Source organism: Paenibacillus sp. CB74 (genome assembly GCF_055687625.1).
The window spans coordinates 1,186,315-1,206,388 of the sequence record NZ_CM146009.1 but is presented as its reverse complement, the minus strand read 5'-3'; the positions used below and the strand labels follow the sequence as shown (position 1 = coordinate 1,206,388).

At 44.1% G+C, this 20,074-nt stretch carries 16 protein-coding genes; 3 read left to right on the top strand and 13 right to left on the bottom strand.

Annotation, left to right across the window (positions count from 1 at the left end; genetic code table 11):
* Positions 1-104: 104 nt before the first annotated feature.
* The 5 genes from ACX9NY_RS05545 to ACX9NY_RS05525 all read right to left on the bottom strand — a co-directional run bounded on the left by ACX9NY_RS05545 (position 105) and on the right by ACX9NY_RS05525 (position 6,257).
* Positions 105-362: an acyl carrier protein gene (locus tag ACX9NY_RS05545; RefSeq protein WP_339234815.1), complete on the bottom strand. Its 258-nt coding sequence runs from the start codon at positions 360-362 to the stop codon at positions 105-107.
* The gene (locus tag ACX9NY_RS05540; RefSeq protein WP_472477464.1) at positions 346-1,143 is read right to left on the bottom strand and encodes a helix-turn-helix domain-containing protein; all 798 of its coding nucleotides are present in this window, start codon (positions 1,141-1,143) and stop codon (positions 346-348) included. The genes ACX9NY_RS05545 and ACX9NY_RS05540 overlap by 17 nt, the downstream gene beginning before the upstream one ends.
* 482 nt (positions 1,144-1,625) lie before the next feature.
* Positions 1,626-2,714: an acyltransferase gene (locus ACX9NY_RS05535; RefSeq protein ID WP_339255964.1), complete on the bottom strand. Its 1,089-nt coding sequence runs from the start codon at positions 2,712-2,714 to the stop codon at positions 1,626-1,628.
* Between the two features lie 139 nt (positions 2,715-2,853).
* Positions 2,854-3,393: a GNAT family N-acetyltransferase gene (locus ACX9NY_RS05530; RefSeq protein WP_342570455.1), complete on the bottom strand. Its 540-nt coding sequence runs from the start codon at positions 3,391-3,393 to the stop codon at positions 2,854-2,856.
* A 143-nt stretch (positions 3,394-3,536) separates the two neighbouring features.
* A complete protein-coding gene (locus ACX9NY_RS05525) occupies positions 3,537-6,257 on the bottom strand; it encodes a family 78 glycoside hydrolase catalytic domain (protein WP_472477461.1) in 2,721 nt (906 codons plus the stop codon).
* Positions 6,258-6,391: 134 nt separating this feature from the next.
* Between ACX9NY_RS05525 and ACX9NY_RS05520 the strand changes: the two genes are divergently transcribed.
* Positions 6,392-7,276, top strand: a complete 885-nt coding sequence (locus tag ACX9NY_RS05520) for a helix-turn-helix transcriptional regulator (RefSeq protein ID WP_342570457.1) — start codon at positions 6,392-6,394, stop codon at positions 7,274-7,276.
* Positions 7,277-7,289: 13 nt separating this feature from the next.
* Here ACX9NY_RS05520 and ACX9NY_RS05515 read toward each other — a convergent pair whose 3' ends face one another.
* From ACX9NY_RS05515 to licT, 4 genes are all read right to left on the bottom strand, one after another.
* On the bottom strand, positions 7,290-7,856 hold the full coding sequence (locus ACX9NY_RS05515) for a 5' nucleotidase, NT5C type (RefSeq protein ID WP_339234829.1): 567 nt from the start codon (positions 7,854-7,856) through the stop codon (positions 7,290-7,292).
* Positions 7,857-8,024: 168 nt separating this feature from the next.
* On the bottom strand, positions 8,025-9,488 hold the full coding sequence (locus ACX9NY_RS05510) for a glycoside hydrolase family 1 protein (RefSeq protein WP_472477458.1): 1,464 nt from the start codon (positions 9,486-9,488) through the stop codon (positions 8,025-8,027).
* A 49-nt stretch (positions 9,489-9,537) separates the two neighbouring features.
* Positions 9,538-11,457, bottom strand: a complete 1,920-nt coding sequence (locus ACX9NY_RS05505) for a beta-glucoside-specific PTS transporter subunit IIABC (protein ID WP_472477456.1) — start codon at positions 11,455-11,457, stop codon at positions 9,538-9,540.
* A gap of 146 nt (positions 11,458-11,603) precedes the next feature.
* Positions 11,604-12,446 (bottom strand): BglG family transcription antiterminator LicT, encoded by an 843-nt coding sequence (gene licT, locus ACX9NY_RS05500; protein WP_339255973.1) that lies wholly within the window; start codon positions 12,444-12,446, stop codon positions 11,604-11,606.
* Positions 12,447-12,707: 261 nt separating this feature from the next.
* On the opposite strand from licT, the gene ACX9NY_RS05495 reads away from it, so the two are divergent.
* Entirely contained in the window at positions 12,708-13,730 is a 1,023-nt protein-coding gene (locus ACX9NY_RS05495; protein ID WP_472477454.1) for a hypothetical protein, read from the top strand.
* A gap of 233 nt (positions 13,731-13,963) precedes the next feature.
* Here the strand turns inward: ACX9NY_RS05495 and ACX9NY_RS05490 are convergent, their stop codons facing one another.
* The 4 genes from ACX9NY_RS05490 to zwf form a co-directional block, all read right to left on the bottom strand.
* Complete coding sequence (locus ACX9NY_RS05490; RefSeq protein WP_472477452.1) at positions 13,964-15,064, bottom strand: metallophosphoesterase; 1,101 nt, start codon at positions 15,062-15,064, stop codon at positions 13,964-13,966.
* A 245-nt stretch (positions 15,065-15,309) separates the two neighbouring features.
* Positions 15,310-16,728 carry an NADP-dependent phosphogluconate dehydrogenase gene (gndA, locus tag ACX9NY_RS05485; protein ID WP_339255977.1) on the bottom strand — a complete coding sequence of 473 codons (1,419 nt, stop codon included), beginning with the start codon at positions 16,726-16,728 and terminating at the stop codon, positions 15,310-15,312.
* A 68-nt stretch (positions 16,729-16,796) separates the two neighbouring features.
* Positions 16,797-17,462: a fructose-6-phosphate aldolase gene (gene fsa, locus ACX9NY_RS05480; RefSeq protein WP_091020607.1), complete on the bottom strand. Its 666-nt coding sequence runs from the start codon at positions 17,460-17,462 to the stop codon at positions 16,797-16,799.
* A 36-nt stretch (positions 17,463-17,498) separates the two neighbouring features.
* Positions 17,499-19,022 (bottom strand): glucose-6-phosphate dehydrogenase, encoded by a 1,524-nt coding sequence (gene zwf, locus ACX9NY_RS05475; RefSeq protein WP_472477449.1) that lies wholly within the window; start codon positions 19,020-19,022, stop codon positions 17,499-17,501.
* Between the two features lie 112 nt (positions 19,023-19,134).
* Here zwf and ACX9NY_RS05470 point away from each other — a divergent pair, with 112 nt between their 5' ends.
* Positions 19,135-20,019, top strand: a complete 885-nt coding sequence (locus ACX9NY_RS05470; protein WP_253438181.1) for a LysR family transcriptional regulator — start codon at positions 19,135-19,137, stop codon at positions 20,017-20,019.
* Positions 20,020-20,074 lie beyond the last annotated feature (55 nt).

Genomic DNA, 20,074 nt, shown 5'->3' with positions numbered 1-20,074 from the left:
ATACATTCATCGCATAAATTGTCGTTAACATGTTGTTTGATGAATATAATTCAATTATAGAGCCTTGAACATAAGTCGCTGTCCATATTTTCCCCAGCTATTTCTTACGCAGAAGATACCATACCTGAGATTCTCCACTCTATCTGCTCCACTGTAGCAAAACATTCATACAACAGGTCCTCGTCGCGGAAAACAATCTCAAACTCCTCTTCTAGTGAAACAATTAGTGAAATATATTTTATTGAGTTAAACCCGAGATTCTCTAATCGCTCATCCAGAGGAATGTCCAAGTGATATCCAAGTATATTGTGAATAATCTGAATGATTTTTCCTTCAATCATCGAGTTAGATACTTGTTCCATCACTGATTCCCTCCCCTGTCTTATTGCACAGATGTTTACGATATTCACTTGGAGAGCGCCCGTAATATTTTTTATAGTACCCGGAGAACTGTGAACTAGAGATATAACCGACAGACTTCGTAATTTCATTGATCGTCAGATCGGTATGCTTAAGCAGTTCGCGTCCTTTTTGTACTCTAATTTTCTGAAGAGATTTAATGGGTGAACAACCGAACACTTTCTTGTATGTGTTACTTAAATAGACCGGATTACAGCTGATTCGTGCGGCCATGTCTTCAAGGGTAAGCGGCTCCGAATATTGACTTCGTATCATGCGATGAACGATAATTAATCGGTTGTCAATCTTACCTTTCAAATTATCGGTGCTCTGGTTCATCACCCGGTACATATTGAAAAATCGTGTGAATTCAAGGGATAGTTGTTTGCTGTACTCAGGTTTGAAAGTGCTCTGTCCGAACATCTCTAAAACGCATTTTACAAACAACTTGACTCCGTCGTCTTGTCTGGATAATACCATTGGAAAACCAAAGCGCATTTTAGTCATGTTTTCCAAGGTCAGAACGCTGATTACGACAGGTACTGACAATCGGTTTAACAGGATGAGATCGTTGCCCACCAACAAGTCCCTGGTGGAAATATAGTACGAGGTGTCACGATACCTCGTTTCAAAAGACTGTTCGGTAAACGCTACCAAAATTCTATTTGGCTCCGTACATACTGTTTCAGAATAGCCGGGAGCCATGATCATTTTGGGCATCATACTGTACAAATTCCATGTCATCAAAAGCCGCCCCCATTTGAAGAAATTGGAATGTTTTATTAAATTTTAGTTGATTCCTAGACTTAAATCAACAATATTATACATAAATGTGAAATTGATCATAATCTGTAGAAATAAATAAGTGAGGTTGTCGAGGTAGGTTTACTACTAAAATATGCAAAAAAATTATGTAGGTAGACTCTAACTTTTGGACGTAAAGGTGACTGGCTAGCAATCTTTGGTCAAAATCTTCTTAAGGACGTTCCCATGGAATTCATACATATTACCACAAACAGCAACAGTGGATCCAATACGAACCAATTCATTCATTCCATCTGATAGAGCGCTCTCAATTAGTATGAGTCTGATTCCATAGAATTGTTCTAAATAAAGGTACCCATACACTAAACACTGCTTTTATACGTGTTCAGTGTATGGGTACCCGATTACAATGCTTGATGGCTTGAAAACTCTTTTCTTAGATGGCATGGATTTATTTTAACTTAACGTCCTATCAGGACCCATCCCCACTTCATCCGGCGCAATCCCATCGCGCAGATCCATGAGATCAGGAGCGCCACAACATAAGATAGGATGACACCCACGCTGAAGTGCCGAGCCAGGTCATCTGAGAATTCACGTCTCCAGAAGAGCAGTACGAGGGGATGCATTAAAAACACACCGAACGCAACTGTACCCAAGGAATCCAGAACATGCGTAGCTTTACGAACTTCAGTATGTTTTCCTGCGCCCAACCGTTCACTAAAGATCAGCAGGAGCAAGCAGGCTGACAACGTAAACAGATTGCGGAACAGGAACAACACGGTATAGGTTACCACCGGGTATGCAGGAAAAGCGGTTTTGATATAAGCATTACCATATATAAAAATGGCACCTCCGCTCAATAACGCAACTATAAGTGCATAACGGTGAGTATACAGTTTCTTCAATGCCCACTCAAAGTTGAGCCCAACCCATGCGCCAAAACCAATTACAATCAAATAACTGGGTAACAAACTTCCTGTTCGCTCGAAGTGAAACTGCAAATGCAGTGCATAGAAGATTGCTTGGCCCATAATAAAGAATAATGGCAAATACCGAGTAAAAAGAAGATGGCGTGTTAGCGACAGAAGCAATGGAAAAACGATATAGAATTGAAGAATAATCAGAAAAAAGTACAGGTGGGTATGAGCGGTTCCCATCACTAGTTGTTTGGCAAATTGCACACCATGGGTCAAAGGTTCTTTACCCGCAAGCAACTGTTTAACGGTAAAATAGATAAAGGACCATACCACATAGGGTACACATACATAGAATAAACGCTTTTTGTAAAAGGCGAGCATCCAACCCTTCTCATTCACCTTGGAGCTGTAGTTGTAGAACAGAACCAGGGAGGACAAGAACAGGAACGCTGGAACGGCAAATTGCAGGAACGTGTTCCAGAAGTAATACACATCATGATCTAACGTGTGCTTGGGGTAATGCGCAACTGCTGTTGAAGTCGCATGGATGGCTACCACTGCCATGATGGCCAATGCACGATAGAGATCCAGATACTCAATACGCCGGGGCCGATTAACCGGTTGATTCATAAAATAACCTCACTTGTGCCTGATATGGGATGATAGTTTCCGGCCGCAATCCAGATTCTATGCTTCATTTTAATCAGCACGCGAGGGTATTACAATCATAATCTATATTATTTTCGTTAAATTTCACCACCATTCTTCATTATTCGACATTCTCTATCCAGAATCGTTCAACAACATTGCCATTGGACTCCACATAGTTTTCATCCTGAATGCCACCATTTCGAAGAATAACTCTTCTGGATGGCTCATTATTTGCATCACATACGACCAATACTTTGGTGATTCCAAGCTCTCTCGTTTTCTCCAAAGAGAGCCTGAGAATTTCGGAACCATAGCCACTTTGCCGCTCTCCAGGACGAATGCCATATCCAATATGTCCTCCACTGTTGAACAATTTGTCGTTAAGCTCATGCCTTATATTTACAGCACCCACGATTTGTTGACTCTCGGTGAGTAGCCAGTATGTACTGTCTTTGACCCAACCTTCGGAAATATCGATACCTTGTTCATTGCGCTGCAAAAACGCCAACATCTCATCAAAAGCAGAAGGATCTTTGGAAATGACCCACGGTACCATCAACTCTCCACTTCTCACCCAGTCTTCATAAAATTCCAAATATGCATCCTTATACGCTCGCGATGGTTTAATTAATCTAACATGTTCTTTCCCCACAGTCATTACACCCTCCCAACAGATATTGAAACTACCATGCTGCCGCTTCCAGGACACAACATTCTTGCTCTTCCATCAGACAAGTTCGAAAAAGGACCTGCGTGTGAGCAGATCCTATTCAAAAGTACATCTTACCGTTTATTCTATTATTATACGGACTCTGTCAATGTAACATCCTGAACATCTCGGTCCTTCTTCATATCCGTGTCCTTGTACTTGAATTGGTAACTTCCTGATCCAAGTGTAACTTCAATATCGTCTCCAATACTTCGAATATCCTGAACTTCATTTACCTGATCCAACGGTTTCCCTTGCTCCAGAACGATCTGTGCACCTGCTCCAGGAAGACGTACCGTACCTCTCGTATTGACAGGAATGTGCACGCGTATCTCCATTTCTCCCTCCGCCAGCCGATGCCAACTTGAAGCAACTTGACCATACATCGTCTCCAAGCTCGCTTCCACCCAATCCAGTCCAGGTCCGGGTTGCGGCTCAATATGCACCATTCGGAATCCTGGCTGATGTTCATCGGACTTGATTCCGGCAACATAACGATACAACCATTCCCCAATCGCACCATACGCATAGTGGTTAAATGAGTTCATATCAGCACTCCAGAGACTGCCATCCTCTTTGATCCCATCCCAATGTTCCCAGACTGTCGTTGCGCCTTGAGTCACCTGATATAACCAGGACGGATAATCCTCTTGAAAAAGTAATGTATAAGCCAGATCGTGAAGACCTGCATCACTCAGTACCGGATTCAGATAAGGTGTACCCACAAAGCCTGTAGTAAGATGATTGCCCGCCTCTTTCACAAGTTTTGCCAATTGATCGACAGCGCGAGTTCGTGCAGTCGCGTCCAGCAGGTCAAATTGAAGCGCAAGAACATGCGCTGTTTGCGTTGGAACAGCAATTTTGCCGGCTGGAGTGACGAATTCTTTGTTAAACGCAAGAACAATGTTCGTATGCAACATTTTATAATATTCAGCATCATCTGTCTTACCAAGTACCTCTGCCGCTTTTTGAGTTAACGAAACCGAATAGGCATAGAATGCAGTTGCTACATAGTCCGTGTCCGTTGCGCCAACATAACTATCCGGCTTGGAATCCAGTCCCAGCCAATCGCCAAAGTGGAATCCAGTGTTCCACAGATATGGGTTATCGCCCTGCCCATGAATGTACTCGATCCACCGCTTCATACTCTCATATTGTTCAGCCAGTAATCTGGCATCCCCATACATCTCATAGATGGTCCAAGGACAGATGACTGCTGCATCACCCCAAGCGGCGGAGGAATGACTGGTGTCTCCCCATCCTTCCGACGTGGAACTTCTCAGATCCGGAACGAAGAATGGAATACCTCCATCTTCTCCCTGATCCGCTTCCAGATCCCGCAACCACTTGGTGAAAAATGGCGCCGTATTCATGAGGTAGGAGGACGTGCGGACAAACATCTGTGCATCACCGGTCCACCCGAGCCGTTCATCCCTCTGTGGGCAGTCTGTCGGCACATCAAGGAAATTCCCCTTTTGCCCCCACAATATATTGTGATGCAGTTGGTTCACCAGGGGACTGGAGCACGAGAACTGACCTGTTTGCTCCATATTTGAGTGCAGCACTATGCCAGTGAAATTATCGAGATGAATGTGTTCAGAAAAGCCAACCAGTTTCACATATCGGAACCCCTGGAACGTAAAATGCGGTTCAAATGTTTCTACTTCATCCCCCTTGCACGTATAGCGAATACACTGCTTGGCAGCGCGAAGATTATCGGTGTAGAAGTTGCCCTCATGATCCAATATCTCAGCATGGTGCAGCTCAACCGTCTGACCGACCTCACCTTGAATGCTAAATCTCACCCATCCCACCATATTCTGCCCCATGTCTATTACACGATCTCCCTGTGGGGTTGTTACGAAGGCGATTGGCTGTATTTGTTCGACTTGGGTAACGGGTACATTCTCCTGCGCAACGATGATATCCTGGGGATGTTCCAATATGTTCACAGGTGACCAATTCACTTCAGATGTATCCGACCAATCAGACTCCAATCGCGCATCATACGTCTCCCCCATATAGATGTCCGACATGCGAATGGCACTTGGAGCAGTCGTCCACTCACCATTGGATACAATACATTCCTCTGATCCATCTGCGTATTTCATATGCAGTTCCAACAGCAATGCGGACGTTGAACCAAATATCTCCCGTTCTTTGTTCCAGCCAAGATATCCCCGATACCAGCCATCTCCAAGATATGCACCCAATATATTCTGTCCATTTTGAAGCAAGTGGGTAACATCATAGGTTTGATATTGTAATCGCTTACGATAAGAAGTCCAGCCAGGTGTAAAATAATCTTCTCCTACTCTTGAGTTGTTGATGTACAACTCGTATAATCCAAGTGCTGTGACATATATTCTGGCAGACGTAACAGGTTGTTTCACATTAAACTGCTTGCGCATACGCGGGCATGACGTATCTCCATCATCTGATGCTTGAGCTGTGATCCATTCTGCTTGCCACTTGTTATGACGATCCATAAGTCCCATCTCGAAATAAGCCGTTTCGGACCAGTCTGAATCACTTCCTGCATCATCCCATGCGCGAATCCGGTAATAGTATCGCGTTTGCGGAGAAGGCTGAAAATGGTTTAGTTCCACATGTATGGATTGATCACTGCTTATCTCGCCAGAATCCCATGTAATCCCTTCAAAATCTTTCGTTAGGGAGAGTTGTACCTGGTAAGCGGATTGCATACAGTTCCGCCGATCGGACTGCAACTGCCAGCTTAATCTCGGTGATTTTACATCGAGGCCTATCGGGTTGACTCTATATTCACAGCGAAGGTGACTAACGTTGAACATTAGCAGATCGTCCTTTCCATCTTGGCTTCCCATTCGGGGTTACGATATAATTATATCGATCCTGCTGTCGTAAATACCCGGTGATCCGGACTATTTCATCCGGTGATTCAGCCATCTATGCGAGGAGGTTGCCTGTGGATTCATCTGTACAACTTATGAAAAGCGAATACTTTCTGCATAATCATCTGCAACTTTTTGTCAATCGTTGCTCTGAAGATTTTATGCTCCCTTTTCACGCACATGATTTTATTGAGTATAGCTATGTTGCTGAAGGAAAGGGCTTTCATCATATCGGTGAAGATGTCATTCCCGTGAAGAAAGGCATGCTGTTTGTCATTCCTGTTGGCGTTCCTCATGTCTTTCGTCCTGCGAGCACAAATGTGACCGAGCATCCGCTAATTATCTATAATTGTCTGTTTAATGCTGAGTTGATCAACACGCTGACAGCCATCATTCAGGAGAAAGAAATCATTCAACATCTGATGGACTTGGCACAAAATCAGGTTCCTTATATATCCATTGTGGATCGCAACGATCAGATGGAAGAACTAATGGTGAAGCTGTATCGTGAATCCTCCGTTCATGGAATCGGCTCGTCTACCATGTTATACACCTTGGTAAGCCAGTTGGTATTGATGACCTATAGACAACTGTATCAAAAGGATCAGGATGAAGAAAATCATTCCACTGGGTTTGATTACATCCTTCACTATATCAAGGAACACGTAAGCAATCGTATTCGGATGTCTGATCTGGTACGCATATCAGGCTGGAGCGAAAAGCAGATTGGGCGAATGTTTCTGCGGCATACCGGACAGACCTTTAGCGGCCACCTGCAACATCTACGCATACAAAAAAGCTGCGAAATTCTAAAGAATTCACAGCACAAAGTCAGCCTGATTGCCGAGCTGGTCGGATATCGGGATATGGATTCATTCTATGCCGCATTCAAAAAAATAACAGGCGAAACACCTCTCGCCTATCGCAAAAAATCCAGAGCACTTCACTCTGGACGATAAGATTACCTACCTTTTAGACACCAACAACCTGTAACATTTCATCTATGTATGCCTTGGCTTCTTTCCATGAAGACATCAACGGAAAGTTGTATCGCTCACGCTCCTGTATATTCCACGGATGCGGGATACAGATAACCTTTTTTCCATCCTCATGCGCGGGAATCAGATTATGTGCCCCATCATCAATGAGCAGATCGAATCCGAGCAAGTTTTTTCGTTTGCATGTAATAAACTGTTCTGCGGTTATAAAAGGCATGTGCTGCTGAAGCCAGTTCCACTTCTCAACCACTGTTTTTGGTTCTGCTGCCGTCACGACAATGACATCATAAGCATCGTTCAGCTTGCGCATCTCATCTACAACATACTCGTCGTATAATTCCAATTCCTCGAAAAGACCCGGCCGACCATAAAATACATCGTGCGTGCTCTCTGGATGACGCAAATGGGATGTATCCCAATGAATCATATCCTCATACCGCAACGGATGGGTCGGGAAGTTAAGGTTGTTGTGATATATAGCCCGCTTGACCAGATGACATATCGTGTCATCCATATCTACAGCAATAATAGGCTTCTTCATGGTTATCCCTCCCCCAATACGATCACAGTATACCATCCAGCATGTTATGTAGTCATCTTTTATGCATTAAAGTGCCCTTAGTGCTGATGAAAATCCTGCGAAATGATATTAAAAAGGCACCCCGATGACGTAACACTAGCTACGCCTGGGGTGCCTATTCAGATTAATCTATTCCAAGTTTTCGCCATTGGAGGCAATGACTTTTTGGTACCAACCAAAGCTTTTTTTCTTATACCGATTCAATGTGCCTTGTCCGTTGTCGTCCTGATCCACGTAGATCACGCCATAACGCTTGGACATTTCCGAAGTGGATGCGCTGATGATATCAATCGCTCCCCAGTTGGTATAGCCCATGAGGTCCACACCATCCATAACGGCTTCTTTCATTTGTGTAATATGTTTTCTCAGATAATCAATCCGGTAATCATCGTTAATGGAACCATCTGCTTCAACGGTATCTTTTGCGCCAAGTCCATTCTCCACCACAAATAATGGCAATTGGTAACGATCATACAACTCTTTCAATGCTACACGCAGACCAATCGGATCCAACTGCCAACCCCACTCCGTACGCTCCAGATTCGGATTCTTAATCGTGCTGTACAGGTTGCCTCCAGTCACTCCATATTCTTCTGGATTTACTGCGGACACCAAGGATGTGTAATAACTGAATGAGATGAAGTCAACTGTGTGCTCACGCAGGATCTGCTCATCCCCCGGTTCCATGGCAATGGTAATCCCGTTCTCTGCCCAGTACCGAGCCATGAATGTTGGGTAACTACCACGAACTTGTACATCCGTATGCAGCAGGTTCAGCTGGTTATCGATCTGTGCTTGCAGCACATCCTCTGGCTTCGATGTCGCCGGGTAGTGAATCATGCGTGCAAGCATACATCCGATCTGGAAGTTCGGGTTAATCTGACGTGCTTTTTCCGTTACCAGGCTGCTGGCTACAAATTGATGATGAAGTGCCTGATAGGAAGCCTGCATCGTGTTCTCCACCCGGTCTTCAATAATACCTCCGCCTGTGAACGGTTCAATAATGGTCGTGTTAATCTCATTAAACGTCAACCAGTATTTTATCTTGTCCTTGTACCGATTCATCACGGTTTCTGCATATCTTACAAAATGTCCAATCACTTCGCGGCCTGCCCAGCCGTTATATTTCAGTACAAGTGCCATCGGCATCTCATAGTGTGAGAGCGTTACGAGAGGTTCGATATCGTATTTACGGAGTTCATCGAACACTTCGTCATAGAAGCGCAGTCCCTCTTCATTTGGCTCGGTATCATAACCATTCGGGAAAATGCGCGGCCAGTTGATGGACAGACGAAATGTTTTGAAGCCCAGCTCAGCAAACAGCGCAATATCCTCTTTGAAACGGTGGTAGAAATCAATCCCATAACGCTTCGGATAACCGTCCGCACTGTGATGTGCCATTGCTTTCTCAACCGTTGCACTCGTAACATGCATCAGTTCTCTAAGGTTCGTGTAGTCCTTTTTCTCAAAATAAGGAACCATGTCGGCTGTCGACCAACCTTTGCCGCCAGCGTCGAATCCACCCTCAGCCTGATTAGCGGCAATAGCGCCGCCCCATAGAAAACCTTCCGGAAACCCTTGTCGATGAATCATCCGTATCTCTCCTTCTTTTGTTGAATTTGTCTATTAGTCCTAAGACGGTTTAGATTTCAGCTTTCAAGACGTCTTCACCCATCGTGATATCGCCCAATTTCACCGGTAGAACCTGCTTGTAATCTGCCGTATTGGTAACAACCATAGCCGTTGTAATATCGTATTCTTTGGCAATCTCGGCCAGTTCAAATGTGAGTAACTTGTCTCCGGCTTGTACACGTGCTCCTGTAGCCACATGTGCATCGAAGTACTGTCCACGCAGCTTCACCGTGTTGATTCCGACATGAATCAGCAATTCCATTCCGTTATCACTGCGGACAACGATCGCATGTTTCGTTTTGAACACATTCATGATCGTACCCGTCACTGGAGATAGCAATTCGCCCACCGTAGGAACAAATGCCACACCTTTACCCATCAATTCATCACCGAATGTTGGATCATTGACTTCTTTGAGCGGAATGGATTTACCTGTCATTGGTGCAACGGCTACCGCATTACTCGTTGGTGTTGGAGCGCCCATGTCGTCCACGTTTACACTTGCCGCATCGCTCGAAGGTGTTGTCGCTGCCGCAGAAGAAGCGCCTGGTGAGAATTGAGCCAATGCCTCAGCGTCTCCTTCTTCTTCCTTAATACCGAATATCGTAGACATAATCGTACCTACAACAAATGCAAGAATCATACCGCCAAAGGAATACCAGAACGTTTGACCGATCAGGGAAGGAAGTCCTGGGAGACCACCGTTACCTGCAAGTACGTATGCTTTGGCGCCAAAAGCAAGGGCGAAGCCGCCACCAACTGCGCTACCAATCATCGCTGCGGCAAATGGTTTTTTATACTTCATGTTAACCCCGTACATCGCCGGCTCCGTTACACCCATGAGTGCCGTGAAGCTCGTTGATAATGCCACGGTTTTGAGTTTTTTATCTTTTGCCCGGAAGAATACACCAAGAGTTGCACCAGCCTGACCCATATTGGAGATAAAGGTCAATGGCAAGAATTTATCGAAGCCCAGTGTAGCGATATTACTCAAGATGATCGGCACAAGTGCATAGTGCATTCCTGTCATAATAATGAGCGCCATTGCGCCGCCTAGTACGATACCTGCAATCAATCCACCTTCATTCAGCAGCCAGTTGATGCCGCCAGACAATCCGCTACCTACAAATGTACCCAATGGACCGATCGCAATCAGCGTTACCGGAACCATGACAAGCAAGGTAATCAACGGCACAAGCAATAGCTTGAGTGCAGCAGGGATAACACGGTCAACCCATTTCTCAACATAGGACATCAACCATACAGCGAGTAAAATCGGAATAACCGATGAAGCATAACTTACTGCTGTAACCGGGATTCCCAAGAATCCGACCGATTCACCGCTAGATAACAATGTAGTCATGTCTGGATACATGAGAGCTGTTCCTAGTGCAATCGCCACAAATGGATTACTGCCGAATTTACGAGCCGCGCTGACTGCTATCAGTAATGGAAGGTAATGGAATACGCCGTCTCCAATGGCTGAAAGAATTCGGTACGTATCTGTCCCAGCTGACATCCAACCTACGGACACAAACAGTGCGAGTAATCCTTTGAGCATACCTGCCGCAGTAATCGCCGGAAGCATCGGGGCGAAGACACCTGCGATGGTCTCAAAAATATTCAGAATGACATTTTTACTTTTTTCCGGCTTAGGCTGTTTACTTTCCGTACTTTGCTGGATCGCTGGATGTTCCTTCACCATGGCGTCGAATACTTTCGACACATCGTTACCGATAATGACCTGAAATTGGTCACCCGAAATGTTCGTACCCATGACTTTATCCAGTTTATTGAGTGAACCGTTATCGACTTTATCGTTGTCTTTCAGATCAAAACGCAAACGTGTAACACAGTGATACACTGAATTAATATTTTTGGTTCCCCCAACGGCTTTGATGATTTCCTGCGCCGCTTCCTGATGTTTCATGATGTTTTCCTCCTCATTTTTCCAATAAAAAATACCCGAATGAATATAGCGCAAAAATGTGGCGCCATCTCATTCGGGTATTGCCTGATTGAACAGTAACAAGCCCATGGGATATCCAGTTGTAATTTCATACCATCGCGTGAACATTATACGTCCCGCTTGGTTTTCATCAGACGTTCCAGATGGAGCGTGAGATATAACTGCTCCGAGTGAGTCATGTCATACTGATAGTTCTTATGGATAAAAGTCTCGATCTTGCCAATACATTTGAATGTCTCCGGATAGTTTTTCCGAACCACTTCATACAGATACTCCTCGGCATCATCATGTGAAGAATGCGTAATGACACGCTGACAGAAATACTTCAAATGGGTGATGAAGCGGAAATAATTGACGCTATCTTCATCCAATTCGATATTGAAGTGATATTTGATGATATTCATAATCTCTTGCAGCAGCTGCATGAGATGAGTGACATCATTCATGGAATCATTCACTTCCGCATTGATGAAATGTAGGGCAATATTACAGATTTCATCTTTGGGGAATTCAATATCCAGTCTTTCCTTCAGCAAAGTCAATGCTTCTCTGGCCACATCATACTCTGCCTTATAGAAGTGCTGAACTTCCCAAGAAAGTGGATTACGAGTGATCATTCCTTTTTCCAAGCGTTGAACAGCAAAGTGAATGTGATCCGACAGCGAGACATAGATCCCGTCACTGATGGTTTTGTTCAATTGTGTTCGTGCCAGTGTCACAATATCATCTGTTGCCTGCAAAATCTCAATCGGCACTTCAGCTACGATGGATTTAAATTTCTCATAGATCGATGTATCCTGAAGACGGAATACCTTCTCAATCCGCTCTTCATCAATCTCATCGCCTGCTTTGAACTTGAATCCGATACCCCGGCCGAGGATCAGTAGTTCCTGATTTTTGTCATCCACGGTACTGACAATATTGTTATTAAATATCTGTTTAATAATCATTCTGGACCCACCTGGTTTTTTTTGAGGAATAAAAAAGGGCAAAACCAAAACAGAAATAATAAAATCATTTCCATAGTGGTTTTGCCCGCATTACCGGTAACAAGCCTCGGATCTAATTTATCATAAGCTGAAAACGGTGTCAACAGGAAATCGATGTTTGCGTTTATATGGTTAGGCAACATTTTACTTTTATGGTACATTGAAAGATATGTGCGTACTGACATTTAATAATATGACCTAAACTTAACAGGAGGATTCATTTTGAAAAAAATCGTTTCATTGACCGCATTTGTCGCTACCATGTCACTATTGTTGTCTGCCCCACTCACCTTGGCCGCAAATTCCAATAACCTCTCATTGGTAGAGAGTCAAGAGTCTGCTGAGCACCTAGATTCGGAGACAAAAAAACTTTTAAGTGAAGAACTAGTTAAACTCGTGGGAAAACAGAACATTCAATTCACCACAATAGATACATCATTTGATCCGTGGGTCATTAACGGAACTATTGATGGAACCGGGTTCGCCTATTTCACACAAACATACGATCCCGATACTAATCGTGTCGCGTCCACCCATATCATGTATGATAACGCTGATCTGGATAAAGTCATGGATAATGCGCTGCTCCTGAAGCTTGATGCCTTCCTAAAAACATTTGAAGATGAAGATATCTTCATTAAGAGTGGTTTCTGGCGTTTCAAAGCCAATGACCCAGAACATGGACATTTACTCCAAAACTACTGGGTCATCTTTGGACCAAGTCAACAACTTTACATCGATGTGGACAAAGGCAATCAAATGTCGGCAATTCTGCAATATAAAATCGATGATTCCTATGCATGGATGACAAACATAGCACGAAATTCACTCAAAATACTTGGAATTCCCTCAGTAAAAGCTTTTGATTACACCTTATTTACCGTAGAAGGAAAAGATATGTTATGGCAGTATCGGGATGACGACAATCTAAATTATGTACATATCGGCAGCAAGACCGGAAAAGTATGGAAAGTCACTAACGAACTAGGTATTAACTGGAAAAATGATACTGATTTCAAAAAGTCTTTCGCCAAGCCCAAGCTCAGCAAAAACAAAGCACTATCCATCGCTGCACCTACAGTCAGATCTATATTTGGTATTAAGCTAAAAGGTTATTCCGTTCGTATCCAAAACAACGAATACACCTTCACGAAAAAAGGAGCCACAACGCTTATCGGTAAAATCAATACAAAAGGCGCATTTTATTCGTTTGAAGCCCTTCCTGACAACGGGGTAAGAAACTAAACTTACATAATAAAAAAACAGACGGCTTGAACTCCGATTTCCGAGAGATCAAGCCGTCTTATATTAGTAAAAACGCCTTAATTAATCAGCGGGCGCCCATCTAATTTCGCATAAGAAATACTCCGCTTTATCATGACAGTGATCTGAGCTTGTCATCATAAAGCGGAGCCGATATCATCAATCTACGGTTGACGTGTTTATAAGCTATCCCTTTTCTCAAAGGGCCTTCATCATTACTGGAACGTCACATGAATCTGCACAATCTCCGAACGACTGCTTGTACGAATTGGAGGTCCCCAGAATCCAAATCCCGAGGTTACGATGGAGTGCATGGAACCTTTTTGCAGATAACCCCAATCATTCTCATAAATAGCCTGTGTGATGAACTGAGCAGGTGCAATCTGACCGCGGTGAGTATGACCGGATACCATCAGATCTACATTGTTCTGTTCCGCAATATCCAGATCATACGGCTGGTGATCCATCATAAGTACCGGTTGGCTCAAGTCCGTACCTTGCATTAATGTGGCTACTTCCGCACGCCCCTTCTCTGTCCGGTCTTTCCGTCCAATGAGGGTGATCTTGTCGTCCAGAACAATCTTGTCATCGTACAAAACTTGCATATTGCTCTTCTCCAGCGCAGCGATCAACTCTTCAATTGGACCATCAAACTTGTCGTGATTCCCGAGAGAAGCATAGACACCATTTGGAGCCTGAATTCCACTGATAATATCAGCAATTCCGCTATTCAGATACATATCCAGATTGTCATCAATAATATCTCCCGGGTATAGCACCAGGTCCGGCTTCAGCGCATTAATCTCCTCCACCATGCGTTTGGCATGTGCAGGGCCAGACAGTAATCCAAAGTGCATATCGGCAGCCATGACAATGTTAAGCTTGTCCACACCTTCTACTTTTTTATCAATCTGGATATTATACGTTCTCACTACCGGGCTGTAAGCATTGAAAATTCCATAACCCATTGTGGACACTAACAGCACCAGTGTAACGACACCCGCCCATTTCTGTGTGTGATGTCTAGGAATACGGGTTAATCTCAGCAACCACATCGTAAGATGAACGACGGGCAGGATCAGCAATAACAACGAAAAGATCGCCAGCCAGTAAGAACCGATAATACTGAGAAACGAAATACTTCCAAACACACGTGCCAAAATGAAAGAAACAGCAAGGAATACAAGCGCTATAATATAAAACCATCGAAATCTGGCGGACACCACTGGTTTCATCCAACTCCAACCGCTCCAGCCTATGTAGAACACTAATAATCCATATACGATCAAAAATAATATACCCGCTAATACAAACATGCCCGGTCTAACCTCCACGTCAATAAGTTGTATGCTGAATTTTTAATCACGGATATAGTTCCGTCTGAACAAGTATAACGTAGATGAAGGGCCAGATCATCTGTTTGCCCAACCCAGATTCGTACATTTTATTACAATTTGATGATATTCAAATTCGAACCATTAACGTGAAAAAGCACCCTTGCAGGTGCCATGAAGTTGAATTCATGACCGACTGCAAGAATGCTATATGTTCGAAACGAATATTACTCGTTGGTGTCCATCCATTGGAAGTGGAATGAACCTTCTTTGTCCACACGTTTGAACGTGTGAGCACCGAAGTAGTCACGTTGTGCTTGCAGCAAGTTTGCTGGCAAACGCTCTGTACGGTAGCTGTCGTAGTAAGAAAGAGCGCTGGAGAAGCCTGGTACCGGAATACCTTGTTTTACAGCAGCTGCTATAACTTCACGCCATGCACCTTGATAAGACTCAACGATGTTTTGGAAATATGGATCAAGCAGCAGGTTTTTCAGAGCTGCATCTTTGTCATATGCTTCTTTGATGTTTTGCAGGAATTGTGAACGGATGATACATCCGCCACGGAAGATCATGGCAATGTTGCCGTATTTCAGATCCCAGCCATACTCGTCGGAAGCTGCACGCATTTGTGCAAATCCTTGTGCGTAAGATACGATTTTACTTGCAAACAATGCTTTACGAACGTTCTCGATGAACGCTTTTTTATCGCCAGAGAATGCTTCAGTTGCTGGTCCACTGAGGATTTTGCTTGCTGCTACACGCTCGTCTTTCATCGCAGACAGGAAACGGGAGAATACGGATTCTGTGATCATGGACAATGGGACGCCGAGATCCAGCGCGCTTTGGCTCGTCCATTTACCAGTTCCTTTTTGTCCAGCAGCGTCAAGAATAACGTCAACCATCGGTTTGCCGGTTTCTGGATCGTATTTGGAGAAGATGTCTGCCGTGATTTCGATCAGGTAGCTGTCCAGCTCCCCTTGATTCCACTCTGTGAAGATTTCATGCAATTCTTCAACGGAAACGTTCAATACGGATTTGAGCAAGTGGTACGCTTCACCAATCAACTGCATATCTCCGTACTCGATACCATTATGCACCATTTTTACATAGTGTCCGGCACCATCTGGTCCGATATATGTGCTACAAGCATCATCGCCCACTTTGGCGGAGATTGCTGTAAGGATCGGTTCTACCAATTGATAAGCACTTTCCTGACCGCCTGGCATGATTGCCGGGCCTTTCAGTGCGCCTTCTTCACCACCGGATACACCTGCTCCGATGAAGCGGAAACCTTTTTCTTCCAGTTCTTTACTGCGACGTTGTGTATCAGGGAAGTAAGCATTACCTCCATCAATAATAATGTCGCCTTGATCCAGATGAGGAAGCAGTTGTTCAATCGTTGCATCTGTTGCTTTACCCGCTTGTACCATAATCAAAATTTTACGCGGAGACTCCAGAGATTCCACGAATTCTTCAATAGTGAACGCACCAGTCAGGTTTTTACCTTCTGCTTCTTTCAGAAGATCATGGGTTTTCTCTGGGGAACGGTTAAATACCGATACCGAGAACCCTTTGCTTTCAATATTCAAAGCCAGGTTTTTACCCATTACTGCCAATCCAATAACACCGATCTGTTGTTTACTCATTATGTCCTCCCAATGCTCCATGATTTATATAATTCTATTGTAAGTTGAAACGAATAAATGTTCAGTGATTATTGTACTGTTTTTTTCCAGTCCGCTGCAAATTTGTCCATACCTTGATCTGTCAGTGGGTGTTTGGAGATTTGTTCAATAACGGAGAATGGAACAGTCGCGATATGTGCTCCCGCCATTGCTACACGTGTAACATGATCCGGATGTCTTACGGAAGCCGCAATAATCTGTGCATCCAGGTTATGTGTACGGAACAACTCAGCAATTTTGGTAACCAATTGTACGCCATCCTCAGAGATATCATCAAGACGTCCCAGGAATGGAGATACATATGTCGCACCAGCACGAGCAGCCAGAAGCGCCTGGTTCACAGTGAAGATCAACGTTACGTTGGTTTTCACGCCTTTTTTGGTCAAGTAACGGCAAGCTTCAAGTCCTGCAAGTGTCATTGGCAATTTAATCGTAATATTTTTGTCGCTGTTGTTAATTTTGATCAATTCGTTTGCTTGTGCAATCATATCTTCAGCAGTAAGGGCATCTGGTGTCACTTCCGCAGATACGGACTCCACTTCAGGTACCAAACGCAAGATTTCTTCAATACGATCTTCGAATTTCACGCCTTCTTTGGCTACCAAAGATGGGTTTGTTGTTACACCAGACAATACACCGATTTTGTATGCTTTTTGGATGTCTTCCACGTTAGCTGTATCGATAAAAAATTTCATGATTTAATTACCTCCAGATATATTTTTTATTATGGTTTAGAGATTCGCATTAACCGCCAAGGGCATGCTATTTGTAACTACAGACTCCTGATCCGCCGGCTCATCAAACCACCAGTGGTGACCATCTTCTTCAAGCATAGCATCTGATTCAGCTGGTCCATAGCTTCCTGCAGGATACAGGTGAAGTGGCAGCAGATTTTCCTGGAATGCATCCAGAATGGGTTGCACCCATGCCCATGACAATTCTACTTCATCCCAGTGGGCAAAGAAAGTTGGATCTCCCAGCAAAGCGTCACGAATCAGATTCTCGTAAGCTTCCGCAAGGTCACCTTTATCCGGAGAAAGATCGATATGAACCGGTTTGAATTCACCTTTATTCTCTGGATCACTTGCATTCAGTTGCAATGTCATGCTCTGATCTGGACTCATCTCAATGACGAGCAGGTTTGGCTTGGAGCCTTTGTTTTTCAGCACATTCGTCTGTCCTGAAGGTTCTTTGAATTCAATCACGATACGTGTTGATTTCTCCTTCATTCTTTTACCCGTACGAATGTAAAACGGAACACCGCGCCAGAAGAAATCATCGATTTGCAATTTGGCAGCAATGAATGTGTCATTCATCGTATTCTCCGCTACACCCGGTTCAGCAGTATAAGCATTGACTGGTTGGCCTTGAATGTTGCCTTCTGAATACTGCCCACGAATGATGCTTGCGCCCACGGTTTGCTTTTGTAGCGGCTGGATCGATTCCATGATGTGCTTTTTCTTCAATCCAACTTTTTCGGAAGAACTGTTGTATGGAAGCTGAATCGCCATCATCATAAGCAATTGCAGCATATGATTCTGGAACATGTCTCGCACTGCACCTACATGATCATAATAGGATGCACGTTCTTCGACACCTACAGTCTCATTAGCCGTAATTTGCACATTGGAGATGTAACGGTTGTTCCATAACGCCTTCATGATTGGGTTACTCTGATGTAACGTCTCCAGGCGCTGTACCATCGGTTTGCCCAAATAGTGGTCAATCCGATAAATCTCTTCCTCCGTGAACGATTCGCTTAATTTGCGATTGAGGTCTCGGGCCGACGGCAGATCGTGACCAAATGGTTTCTCAATGACGAGACGCTTCCAGCCCTCTGTGGAACCCAGCCCACTTTGTTGAATGTTCTCGGCAATCGGTTCGAAGAATTCCGGACCAACCGAGAGATAAAACAAGCGATTGGACGGAATGCCAAGTTCAGCTTCTCTTTGTTCAACTAATCCCAACAGCTTTATATAATCTTCCTTATGGCTTATATTCAATACACTGTAGCGAAAAGCTTTCACAAATGACTTCACAACTTCAGGATCAGCCTGGCGTCTGGAAAATTCATTTAATGATTTTTCCACTTGTGCCTGAAAGAATTCATCAGACCACTCTCTACGCCCCAGACCAATCAATGAGAAGGTTTCAGGAAGCTTCTGCTCAAGATATAAGTTATATAAGGCAGGATATATTTTTCTTTTGGCTAAATCGCCAGTAGCACCAAATAAAACAATGGTAGTTGGTTCCATCTCACCGTTCTCCTTCCAAGTAACTCTGGTTTCTTTGTTGTAGTTACACTATAATACGTTTTATAGCCATACAAGTAATTAATATATTTCACAGGAGCTATAGACAACATCTATGACAACAAATTATGAACTATATAAAGTCTTTTATTGGGCGGCCAAAACGGGAAGTTTGACACAGGCTGCGAAAGCACTGTATATCACTCAACCCAGCGTCAGTCATGCCATCAAGCAATTGGAAGAGAGCTTTGGTCTTACCCTGTTTTATCGGAACTCCAAGGGTGTAGCCTTGACACAGGAAGGTGCCAGTCTGTACTCCTATATTGAACAATCCCAGATTCTGATCTCGCTTGCGGAAGAAAAAATGGCCGCCCTGAAGAATCTGGACAATGGTGAACTCCGGATTGGTGGCAGTGACTCCCTGTTCAAGCATTACATGCTGGCGTATCTGGAGGAATTCCACACCCTGTATCCTAACATCAAGCTACATCTGAGTCATGGAACCACGCCGGAAGTCATCACTTTTCTAAAAGAAGGCAAGATCGATCTCGGTGTTGTTCGGATGCCCATTGTTGATCCGCAGCTCGAAGTCAGAGAAAGCATTCAGTTGAAAGACTGTTTTGTAGCCGGAGAACGCTATGCTCAGCTGAAGGGTAAAGTCATGACACTTGAGATGCTCCTAGAGCATCAACTGATCCTCTTCTCCCGGAACAGCCGGGTTCGGATGGCTATAACCGAGTTGTTTAACAGCTATAATTACACGTTGAAGCCTGAGATTGAGGTCGGTAGCGTTGATCTGTTGATTGAGTTTGCGCGTCGAGGACTGGGTATTTCCTATGTGACACGAGAATTCATCTCTAAAGAGCTGGAGGAAGGCTCCCTCTTCGAGATTCAGCTTGACGTTCCACTCCCCCCTTCCCATGTGGGGATTATGACCAAGCGCAATATGCCGATTTCTTTGGCTGCCAACCGCTTTATGGATCTTATTTTCCAGTCCTGATTAGTTACCATGTCAAAAAGTACAACGAAGAGCCCCACCATCCCGTTATGGATGA